At 39.6% G+C, this 10,616-nt stretch carries 8 protein-coding genes; 1 reads left to right on the top strand and 7 read right to left on the bottom strand.

The genetic code is table 11. The annotated features are described in order from the left end of the window. From BUF13_RS19430 to BUF13_RS19405, 6 genes are all read right to left on the bottom strand, one after another. Positions 1-5,729: Calx-beta domain-containing protein (locus tag BUF13_RS19430; RefSeq protein WP_244547797.1), on the bottom strand; the 5,729-nt coding region annotated here is incomplete at its 3' end. 61 nt (positions 5,730-5,790) lie between these two features. Continuing rightward, the gene (locus BUF13_RS19425; protein WP_073573478.1) at positions 5,791-6,333 is read right to left on the bottom strand and encodes a phage tail protein; all 543 of its coding nucleotides are present in this window, start codon (positions 6,331-6,333) and stop codon (positions 5,791-5,793) included. Positions 6,334-6,362: 29 nt separating this feature from the next. Beyond that, the gene (locus BUF13_RS19420) at positions 6,363-6,905 is read right to left on the bottom strand and encodes a phage tail protein (RefSeq protein ID WP_073573477.1); all 543 of its coding nucleotides are present in this window, start codon (positions 6,903-6,905) and stop codon (positions 6,363-6,365) included. Between the two features lie 52 nt (positions 6,906-6,957). Next, positions 6,958-7,500: a phage tail protein gene (locus BUF13_RS19415; protein WP_073573476.1), complete on the bottom strand. Its 543-nt coding sequence runs from the start codon at positions 7,498-7,500 to the stop codon at positions 6,958-6,960. 68 nt (positions 7,501-7,568) lie between these two features. Beyond that, the gene (locus BUF13_RS19410) at positions 7,569-8,297 is read right to left on the bottom strand and encodes a hypothetical protein (RefSeq protein WP_073573475.1); all 729 of its coding nucleotides are present in this window, start codon (positions 8,295-8,297) and stop codon (positions 7,569-7,571) included. A gap of 180 nt (positions 8,298-8,477) precedes the next feature. Further along, entirely contained in the window at positions 8,478-9,374 is an 897-nt protein-coding gene (locus BUF13_RS19405; RefSeq protein WP_073573474.1) for a methionyl-tRNA formyltransferase, read from the bottom strand. A gap of 85 nt (positions 9,375-9,459) precedes the next feature. Here BUF13_RS19405 and BUF13_RS19400 point away from each other — a divergent pair, with 85 nt between their 5' ends. Beyond that, entirely contained in the window at positions 9,460-9,924 is a 465-nt protein-coding gene (locus tag BUF13_RS19400) for a hypothetical protein (RefSeq protein ID WP_073573473.1), read from the top strand. On the opposite strand, the gene BUF13_RS19395 is transcribed toward BUF13_RS19400, so the two are convergent. Continuing rightward, positions 9,914-10,492: an aspartyl/asparaginyl beta-hydroxylase domain-containing protein gene (locus BUF13_RS19395; RefSeq protein ID WP_073573472.1), complete on the bottom strand. Its 579-nt coding sequence runs from the start codon at positions 10,490-10,492 to the stop codon at positions 9,914-9,916. The two genes, BUF13_RS19400 and BUF13_RS19395, sit on opposite strands and share 11 nt — an antisense overlap. Positions 10,493-10,616 lie beyond the last annotated feature (124 nt).

Raw genomic sequence — 10,616 nt, 5'->3', positions numbered from 1 at the left:
TTCAAGCCTGAATATTGGTAGGTAAATACAGGATCGCCATCTCCATAGACTTTGCTTTGGCCTGCATCGGCTGTGATATCCAAGATTGCAGGGGTGATCGCAAAATCAGCTCCCGTAAAGTTGATCGTATAGTTTGGACCGGCATCCAGTGTACCCAAGGTTATCGAATAGGTACCAACATCTTCTCCCGCTACTCTGGTCAAGGCTCCTGTTAGAATCGTCTCATCATCTCCTGCTTCAAAACCATCGGCCACAAAAGTAAATACAGGGTCTGCATCGCCATATACTTTGCTTTGGCCTGCATCGACTGTGATGTTCAACACTTTAGGCACCACCACTATTGTAACTGCAATATTTACTTGAGATGGATTACCATTTACATCTGTTACTGTATAGGTAATGTTTTTGACTCCTTCATCAGTTCTATCAAAATTAGTTTGGCTCAATTCCCTAGTTAGGATACCGCAATTATCGAATGAGCCTTCATCAACCATATTTGGAGTCAAAATAACGGTTCCAAATGCATCTACATTCAATGTAATCGTTGTCTTCGCCACAATCGTAGGACTAATTATATCCTGAACAAAAACAATAGTTTCTGCATAATCTGAATTACCAGCTTCATCGGTCGCAGTTAACCTTACTGGATTCGGCCCTATATCTGCACAATCAAAGCTGTTGACATTCAATGTTAATTGAATATCTCCTGAAGCTGAATAATCATCTGAAATTGGACTGGCTAATAAGTCTGATGGAGATATACTTGGAGTATTTCCATTGTTATCCAATTGAAGGGTCAACCCTCCAATTACAATTGGAGCTGGTGCTTTGGTATCTATCACCACGGTTAATGGTCCGGAATCACTAAAATTCCCCGAGCCGTCTTTGCTTCTAGCAGTAAAATCATGAGATACGGCTGGTACTCCAGGATTTGGACTCAGTTCAGATACGGGTGTAAATTCCCACACACCTACGTTATTCGAAGTGGTTTCGCCCAGCGATCCTTCTACGGAACTGAATATCTCAATAGTAGTATTCGGATCTGCAGTACCTTGCAGTGTTGGAGTCCTATCATTGGTGATATCATCACTGTCGCTAATTCCAGAGTCGCTGGAAGGAACCAAATCAGGAGTACTTGGAGCATTGATATCATCATTTAGGATGGTTAAAATAGCCCCATCTGAGATATCGATATCACCACCGGCAACAGTTGTTGGCACCAGATTACCCATTGAAATTAAAACCGTTTCGTCTGGCTCTGGTGTAGCATCTACAGTTGGAGTCACAGTAAAGGTTTGTGTTTCTCCTTCTGTTCCTGCAAAAGTTAAGGTTTGACTCGCAACAGCAGAATAATCACTATCGGCCACAGTTGCTGTACCATCTGTAGTGCTTACATCCACGGTCAAACCTCCATCTACCGCATTGTCCAAGGTAGCAGTTAAAGTAATCGATCCATCATCCTCTTTTCCGCTAACATCCGCAATTGTTACTGTAGCTTGATCGTCATTGGTAATTGTCAAGGTTGCTCCATCAGTAATATCTATATTACCAGAGGACACAATGATCGGAACCAGATTACTCATTGAAATACTTACCGTCTCATCTGCCTCTACCTTGATATCTCCACCTAATGTAATGTTGAAAGTCTCGGTCTCCCCTACTGTACCTGCAAAAGTTAAGGTTTGACTCGTAACAGCCGTATAATCATTATCTCCAGTCGTAGCCGTACCGTCAGCAGTGCTCACGTCCACATCAAAGCCTCCATCCACAGCATTGTCAAGCGTCAATGTTATGGTTGCAGTACCCGAATTCTCATTGACTGCCACATCTGCTATAGTTACGGTAGCTTGATCGTCATTTGTTATGGTACCTGTTCCTGTATCATCTCCAATTACTATTCCTGTCCCTGTAGGGTTTGAAAGAGTTAGAGTAAGGGTTTCATCTAGCTCCACAGCTTCATCACCTGAAACACTTAAATCAATAGTCTTACTCGTTTCTCCTACTGCAAAACTCAGTGTTCCACTAATAGCAGTATAATCAGATCCCGCTATCGCAGATCCATCGGATGTGGCATAGTCAACTGTCGCGCCTCCTGCCGGAGCTGGAGCAGTCAGAGAGACCGTAAATGTAAGTGGGATGGTTCCTGCATCACCTTCAACTACTGACACATCATTGATGGAAAATGCAATTCCTTGCTCTACATCTATGTTAATTGTACCAAATGATGCCCCTACTAGTCCATCATTCCCAGATAAGCCAATACTTCCGGCATTATCTCCAATTACCCCTGGATTGCTGGTAAACTTGATGGAAGCAGGATCACTTAAATACGTATTTAAATTTGAAAGAGTACCCGAAGTAGTCCAAGCTCCAGGAATTGGCTGGCTGATTGTGATTCCAGTTCCTGCGTTAAATGAAAGAGTTCCTCCCAAAGCCAAATATGAAATTTCCAAAATGTCATCCGGTGCTGCATCTACATCATCAAATGTGGCTGCTGAAAGGTCAATATTACTTGGTATTTCCTCATATACCGTAATATCCGTAGGAAGTCCGGTGAAAGTTGGAGGATTACTGGCAATTTTTTCAGAAGTATCGATCGCAGCAGCCCCCTCATTTCCAAATTCATCTTCTAGAGACGCTGATAAGGTTATCGTTCCATTTCCCAATCCACTTAAGTCAATCCCGGTGATTTGATCTGTTGGAGTTGCTATAGTTCCCGAACCTGTAACGGGTGCCCCCCCTCCAGAACTTGAGAAAGAATAATAATAGGTAGTTCCTATGTCAGCTCCTGAAAAAGTGAAACTTACATTGGATGAATTGGATGGAGTAATTGGGTCCTGGTCAATGGAAACAGCGTAACCAGAAGGTGGAGCTGCATCTTCATCTATAATCGTAATAGTCACTTGATCTGGAGAACCTTTCAATCCATTTGTAGGGGTCCCCATCGTCACTATGACAGTTTCATCTCCTTCTTCAATCCCATCATATTGTGAGGTGACACGAATACTATCCATGGTTTGCCCTGGAGATATAGTAATGGTAGACCCCGTAATACTATAATCCGTTCCACCACCGGTTGCAGTACCACTAAATGAAAGTGGAACTGTAACAGTAACACCTGCCACTGCATCAATTTTTGCTCTTACATAAGCTTGACCTCCACTTTCATCAGTAATTGGGTTATATATGTCCAACAACTCAAGTGAAACAGTAGCTTCAGAATCATCATCTACAATAGTGTAAGTTACCTGTTGAGTTCCATCCTCATCTGCGTTGGTCACACTGGTAATATCAATGATGACCGTTTCATTTCCTTCATAAAGTGCATCTGGAACGTTAGTTAAGGTTACTGACCCTGAAGTATTCCCCGCAGTAATGGAAATCTGACTTCCGCTCAAAGAATAATCCACTCCACTACCAGTTGCTGTACCACTAAAGCCCAAGTCCACTAAAACATCTCCAGACGTGACGCCGGATAGAGTGGCTATCACTTCTGTAGCAGTTGCCACACCTTCTGATCTAGATGTTGGGGTCACGGACAAGGTAACCGTAGGTGGCTCGTAATCAGAACAGAATTGGAGATTATCCATTGCTAAATAGACAAAGCTACCTCCTATTTCTATTTCCAATCCATCTACATAAGTACCGGAATTATCCGCCCCACCTTCTGTAGAGAAATCTATATAGAAGAATCCATTATTAGATGAAAAATTAGTAGGGAAGCCTGTTGATTTGGTGATCGTATATGCTGTGGATCCACTACTAATTCCTCGGATAGTCAAGGTGCCGTCATCAGTTGGATTAATAATAGATCCGACTTCAGAAGAAAGGAAAAATGCGATTTGACTGAACCGAACGGGCTCACTCAAATCTAAAGTATAGGTTCCAGATCCCGTATTTTCAACAAACACATCAGAGCTATTGATACCAAAGCCACTTCTTACATTAACTTCCCAATTTCCACCTAATGTCAAATCAACCCCGTTGGAGGTAAATGCTGTAATTCCATCTAGGAATGTTTCAAAGTTTTCAATATAACAGGCTCCTACCAAATGAATCTCCCCATTGACATATTCAAATGGTGGAGTATTGCCTAAGTCATCCGCAATATCAGTTCCAGCGAGAAGTTTTACCTGAATAGAACCTTCACCAGAAATACCAGTTACGTTTAAGGTATATACTGAGCCTGATCCACTGATTCCTGTAATAGCACCTGTTGCAGTACCGGTACGAACCAAATCAAAATCATCCGTAGTGACATTAAATGCATCCTCATCAAAAGTCACCTGGAAATCCACCGTAGTAGAGGTAGAAACTGGGTTACCGACCTTTAAGATACTATTAACTGCAGGTGCATCTGCATCCACATCCGGAGCGGCCTCACAGAAATTCATGTTATCGATGGCAAGTTCAATAAAGCCTCCACTGATTGTAAATACCAGTTCATCTACATTGGTATCTCTATAATTAGCGGCACCATCGGTTGCAAAGTCAAGGGTGAAAAAACCATTATTGACCGCTGTATTTGTTGGGAATCCAGTTGTTTTTGTAATGGTAAATTGATCTATTCCACCTTTTTTACCGGTGATGACCAAAGTCCCCGTTCCAGTGGGGTTATTCCCATTGCTCATATCAGAAAGGAACAAATCAATGGTCTTCATGGTAAACTCTGTACCACTGGAAAGTGAGAAAGTACCAGCTGTAAAATTATTGGTGATATATCCATTAGATGGACCTGCCCCAAACCCTAATCTTTTTTCGATTTTAAGACCAGTACCTAATGTAAAGTTCAGCCCATTACCACTAAAGGTTGTAGCTTCATCCGTTTCGGTTTCAAAAGTTTCAACAAAACACTCTCCTACATTGTGAAGCTGACCCAGTGTAAAAGCAGGAGTTCCCGTGACATCATCATCATTGGCTATATCAGTACCTGCCTTGAGATCTAACCTAATCGTACCTTCTCCATCAATTCCATTTACAGTTACATTATAAGTAGTCCCAGAACCTGAAACTGCACCAACAGTACCAACCGTTCCCACGGTGGTTAGCTCAAAATCATCAGATGTGACATTTTTGGCGTTTTTTGAAAAAGTAACTGTGTAGTCAACAGTAGTGGCGGTGGTTAAAGGGGTTCCAACAAGAGCGATGCTAGAAACAACAGGTGGATCCCCATCTACAGGGCTATAAGGAGCACCAAACGTGAAATTATCAATCAATACATAAAGGTCTACTCCCTCAATCCGAATTTCATCCACATCGTAAAAATCAGGATTTGCTACAAAATTCTTAGCGCCAGCCGACCTACTATCAAAAGTAACATTTACTGTAGATCCAACTTGGCTCCCATTTTTAAATGCTTTTACAGTCCCATCAGTTGAGGAGCACCCACACCCCTCCTGCAACCAAATACTGACAAACTGAAAAGCGGAGCCATCCACTTTCCTGATTTTCCAGCCAGTTACCCCTCCAACGGTTAAATTGGTATCATCTAATGCCCGGGTGTCATTAAAACCTCTGTCAAATGAACTGACATATGCATTATTATTTGAGCCAGAAAAAATTTGAAACCTGACCCCAGAATTATCATAGGTATTTGTCCCGTTCAACGAATTGGCCGTAGAACCCGTGATTTCATCAAAAGTAACCGTGGTTTGGGCTTGGCTAAAAATACTCGTCCACAAAAAGAGGATAGGGATGAACAAGAAAAACCGTGACGTAAAAGTCTTCATAAGTAAAGGGTATTAAAATTTTCAATAAAATCCGACTGGCATATCCTACCTAGAACTTCAATTAATTTCTGGAAGGGAAAATCCCTTGTAAACAAATAATGAAATTAACCGCCAAATAGGGATTTCTAATATCCACAGGAGTTCCAGCACCTGTATTTCCAATTGCACTACCTCCCATTGTACCATATGGGGTAGTTCCATAAGACATCACATCATAGATATCTCCTCCTCTTTCAATTTGAAATTGCGAATTTGCGTAATAACCATTCGAGGGGGATGAAGAAGTACCCGCAGCATTATTCACTGAAACTGAATGATTATGAGAAGGCATATTTTGAGTGGTCATCGTAACATCCTCACTTCCACCCCTGCCTCCTGGACGAATATCACTTAATCCGGGACCTCTACCAGGACTCACGACTCCCCTACCTCTTAAATCTGGAAGACCAAAAGTGGTTCGTCCATCTCCCCCATATATGGTCCCAATGATTGAAAATAAAGATGTGTTTTGAGAAATAGCCAATAGCTGACCACTACAAAACGCCCAAGACCTTGGAGCAAAATTCCCCCCAAACAATCTAATTTCTCCAATTGTACCTTCCATATTTTAAAAATTTGAATTGATTATTAAGATTAGTTTCTTGAAGGGTAAACCCCTTGTAAACAGATGATGTAATAAGAACCCAAATAGGGGTTTCGAATATTCATAGGGATACTACCGCCTGTATTTCCAACTGCCCCTGCTCCCATACTTGCATTGGGAGAGGCTGCAAAAGAATTTACATCGTAGACGGTCCCACCTCTTTCTACTTGAACATTATTAGATGCTGGGTAATTACCTGTCGGTTCGTTGGTAGTTCCTGCCCCACTGTCTACATTCATTGGATGAGAGTGATTGGGCATCGTGGCTTGTGTCATTGTTACATTCTCTCCTCCTGCTCTTTGCCCTAAAGCCACATTACTCAATCCAGGACCAGTACCAGGGCTAATCGGAAATCGCCCCCTCAAGTCCGGCAAGCCAAAGGTGGTTCTTCCATCTCCCCCATAAGTAGTTCCTAAAATTGAAAACAAAGCAGTGTTTTGGGCGATTGCCAACAATTGCCCTTCACAAAATGCCCAAGTACGAGGCGCAAAATTGCCCGCAAATATTCTAACCTCACCGATCATTCCTTCCATATTCTAAAAGTTTAAAGTGCTAAACATGATTCTCAAAGTCTTTATTTCCGTATTAGTTTCTTGAAGGAAAAATTCCCTGAAGTGCTATTATATAGTGCAACCCTAAAAAGGGGTTCATAATTGAAACAGGTTGGTTTCCTCCATTATTTGCGATGGCACTAGGCCCCATAGTCGCATTTGCATTTGTCCCACTTGAATTAACTGGGTGCTCTGTTCCTCCTCTCTCAATTTGGACTTGAGAATTAGCCGGAACATTCCCAACTGGCGTAGAGCTAGTCCCTGCTGCATTACTTACATTGAATGTATGACTATGAGGAGGCAGATTTTGCGCTGTAATTGTTACATCATTTCTACCAGACCTCTGACCTAAGCGAAATTCAGTCAGGCCAGCACCCTGTCCGGGGCTGATAGGAACTCTTCCTCTTAAATCAGGCAAAGCAAAAGTAGTTCTCCCATCACCGCCATAGGTTGTTCCTAAAATCGAGAAGAGGGCTTGATTTTGAGCAATTGGCATCAGTTGCCCATTGCAAAAAGCCCAGGACCTAGGTGCAAAATTGCCAGCAAACATTCTAATTTCTCCTAGTGTTGGTGTCATATATAAAAATGATTTAATTTAATGTTTAAAATTCTAAGACAAAGCACACTTAATTGCCTTTCTTCCTATTATTCACTAATAAAGCTTACTATAGAATTTTTGACGTATTCTATATTTGAACAACAAATGTCATTTTTCGTGTTGATACTCAACATGACTTGCCTCCCATCTTTATTCGGCAAAGCCAATAAATTATTTGAAGGAAAATCTGCTCTTTCAACAAAGAAAAAATCAATAGCTGAACTAAATCGAGCTAACTTTTCTAAAGCTATTTCCCCTTTTTTATTTTCAGGGATGTTTATAAGACAAAATACCTGATCACACTGTTGATTCTCTTTAAGAAAAGAAGCTTTAAGATCAAGTTTTTCTATTACCTCCAAAAATGATTCAAATTGACTTTCAAAATCCAAACCTAGAATCCCTACTTTCTTTCCCAGTCTTTGATTAATCAGATATTCTTTGACATAATCAGGTCGATCCTCAATCATAGAGTTAACCCATAGAACCTCTTCAACTTCCTGTAATGTCAAATTGAGATCTTTCTTGTATAAAGCTGCATCTAGATTCAAGCCAGATGAAAAGTCAAATTCTGTTGCGTCGGTAAGGAAGACTAAGGATCGATGAAAACCACCAACTTTCTCCAGTACCTGCTTAAACTGGGTAGAGTTTTCTCCTATATGGAAAATAAACTTTGACTTAGAATCCTTTTCTAACAATTGAGAACTCAAGCCAATATTTGGTACAGCAATGATTCCTGCTGCTAAACTTACTTTCTCTAAAAACAGCCTTCTTTTCATATTTAACTAAAAATAATCTAACACTTCTGGAAAATTTACAAAAAATTACCAGAAACCCAATTAAATTCTACCAAAGGTTCTAATTAAAAAATTAAATTCTAAAACTAATTTCTTTTTATTTTTTTGGAATCTCAAACAAAACATCCCGTCCATTAAACTATTGACAAGAAAAAGTTAGTTTCATTCAAATTTTTCATAAACTCTCACCCCTAATGCAGCTAATTTTTGACCAGAAATAATTGTCCCTTCTAATTGTAAAATATTGATTCTTAAAAAATTGTAATCTCCACAAATCACGAAAACTCCATATTGAGGATCGGAATAAACGATGGTTCCTGGTGAAAAAATGCCAGTAATATTCACATCTGCTGGACTCACCTCAAGTATCCTAATAGGACTTCCCCTGAAACTAGAAATAGCACCTCCATAAGACGGATTGGCTGCATTAATTAAAGCCTCTATTTCATTGGCTTTTTGATTTCTCCATTCAATAGTTAGATCTGTATCAGTTGGCCTTTTTAATGGTTTGTTATTGAAAGCTAAATCAACTGACTCAACTAATGTTATGTTTTTGATTAGTTCCTTAAGCTTTGTTGAAGTCGCAAATGCGGCTCTTGATCCCAACAAACCTATTGGTTCTCCTGGGAAAATTGGTAAGACTTCTTTCATCAATAAATGTCCAGCATCCCATTGATCATTAATTCGATGAAAACTGATAACTAAATTCGGTTCTTGATTTTTTAGAACCCAGAATAAAGGAGACGGACCCGCATATTTTGGAAGCTCACCAAAGTGAATATTTATAACTCCAAGTTTTATTTTAGAAAAAATCGATTCTGGAATCTTTTTAGTAAACCCAAATGAAACACCCATATCAATAGACTCTAATTCGATTTCTTGTTCTATTTCATCTAGATTGAAGCATTTAACCTTACTTTGATTTAAGAAACCTAGCAAATCCGAACTAACGACATTTTCATTTCCAGAAATCACTACTCCAAGGATTTCATGCTCTTTTAAAACTTCCAAAATAGAAGGAATACTCCAAGGGGATTCGCTAAAAAATAGAATACGCATTATTTCAAAATTTCGGGATTAGTTGAAAGATTTATAATATTACCTGAAAATAGATTTTTATTGGATTGACAACAAAACATATTAAATGACTTATACTGATCAAATCTTAAATTTTTTATCTCAAATAAATATCCAAACCGAGGAGACCAGCATAACCGAATCAACCTTTGTACCCGGTATTCTGATCGATAAAGGAGTATTGAAATATGATCCAGAAAAATTAAAATACCCTGGAGATTTACTTCATGAGGCAGGGCACATAGCCATCATGTCACCAGAAGAACGGCCTACCATAGTAGGAGATGTAGGAAAGTATCGTACTCCCGCCCAAGACGATGAAATGGGAGTAATTGGTTGGACATATGCTGCCCTTAAACATCTTGAGATTCCAATTGAAGTGGTATTTCATGAAAATGGCTACAAAGGAGAATCATATATGATAATTAATAACTTAGAAGGAGGAATGTACATTGGACTACCTCTATTAGTTTGGATGGACCTATGTGACTATGAGACTTTCCCAAATATGAAAAAATGGGTCAGGGAGTAGCAGAATTTTGGGTTAAAAATTTTCTAAGCCATTCATTCAACTCTAAATCCATCACCAAATGTACCCTTGCTTGATCACTATCATTGACTACTTGATGTGGATCTGACAACCTTAGGTACCAGCACTCACCTGCTTTCATTGCCACCTCTTTCTTATTGAGAAAAAAGTGGACACCTGAATTAGTTAAAATAGGAATATGCAGACGAACTTCATTTTCGTCCAAATCATAGTCCCGATGTTCTTTAATTTCTGATTTTGGCCCCAGCCTCATCAGTCGAATAGAAAGAGGCTTTGTGTCAAAAGAATTTAAAACTGATTTAAAATAAGGCGTTTTACTTAAGTATGAAGTTTCTACATAATCCCCACCTCCGGGAATCGACGATGCCATCAAAATAGGATGTTCTCTGCCTTTTTGAGCAGTCAATGGTAACACAGACCAATCCCCTTGGTAATTTTGCTTGACAAAATGGCCTACCCAATACTCTTTTTCCAATGTTTGTAATGAATTTTCCAATTCTCTCACATCGAACAGAAAAGGAAGCCTCACTTTTTCAGGCAATGAATCCATATTTCATAAATTTTTATAAATCGTTCTTTCACGAACAATATTGATCGAATTTTCAAGAATCATAAACCAAAAACAGTTTTAAACCCCTAAAATCCAACTTTTATTTTGGCACGCAATTAGTCGA

Source organism: Algoriphagus zhangzhouensis, assembly GCF_900148515.1.
In the GTDB taxonomy this organism is placed as follows: Bacteria; Bacteroidota; Bacteroidia; order Cytophagales; family Cyclobacteriaceae; genus Algoriphagus; species Algoriphagus zhangzhouensis.
This window is presented reverse-complemented; position numbering and strand designations above follow the sequence as displayed.

Bases quoted from the DNA above. Each gene is read 5' to 3' on its own strand.
- BUF13_RS19400 (WP_073573473.1), top strand. From the start codon at position 9,460: ATGACTTATACTGATCAAATCTTAAATTTTTTATCTCAAATAAATATC.
- BUF13_RS19425 (WP_073573478.1), bottom strand. From the start codon at position 6,333: ATGGAAGGTACAATTGGAGAAATTAGATTGTTTGGGGGGAATTTTGCT.
- BUF13_RS19405 (WP_073573474.1), bottom strand. From the start codon at position 9,374: ATGCGTATTCTATTTTTTAGCGAATCCCCTTGGAGTATTCCTTCTATT.
- BUF13_RS19410 (WP_073573475.1), bottom strand. From the start codon at position 8,297: ATGAAAAGAAGGCTGTTTTTAGAGAAAGTAAGTTTAGCAGCAGGAATC.
- BUF13_RS19395 (WP_073573472.1), bottom strand. From the start codon at position 10,492: ATGGATTCATTGCCTGAAAAAGTGAGGCTTCCTTTTCTGTTCGATGTG.
- BUF13_RS19420 (WP_073573477.1), bottom strand. From the start codon at position 6,905: ATGGAAGGAATGATCGGTGAGGTTAGAATATTTGCGGGCAATTTTGCG.
- BUF13_RS19415 (WP_073573476.1), bottom strand. From the start codon at position 7,500: ATGACACCAACACTAGGAGAAATTAGAATGTTTGCTGGCAATTTTGCA.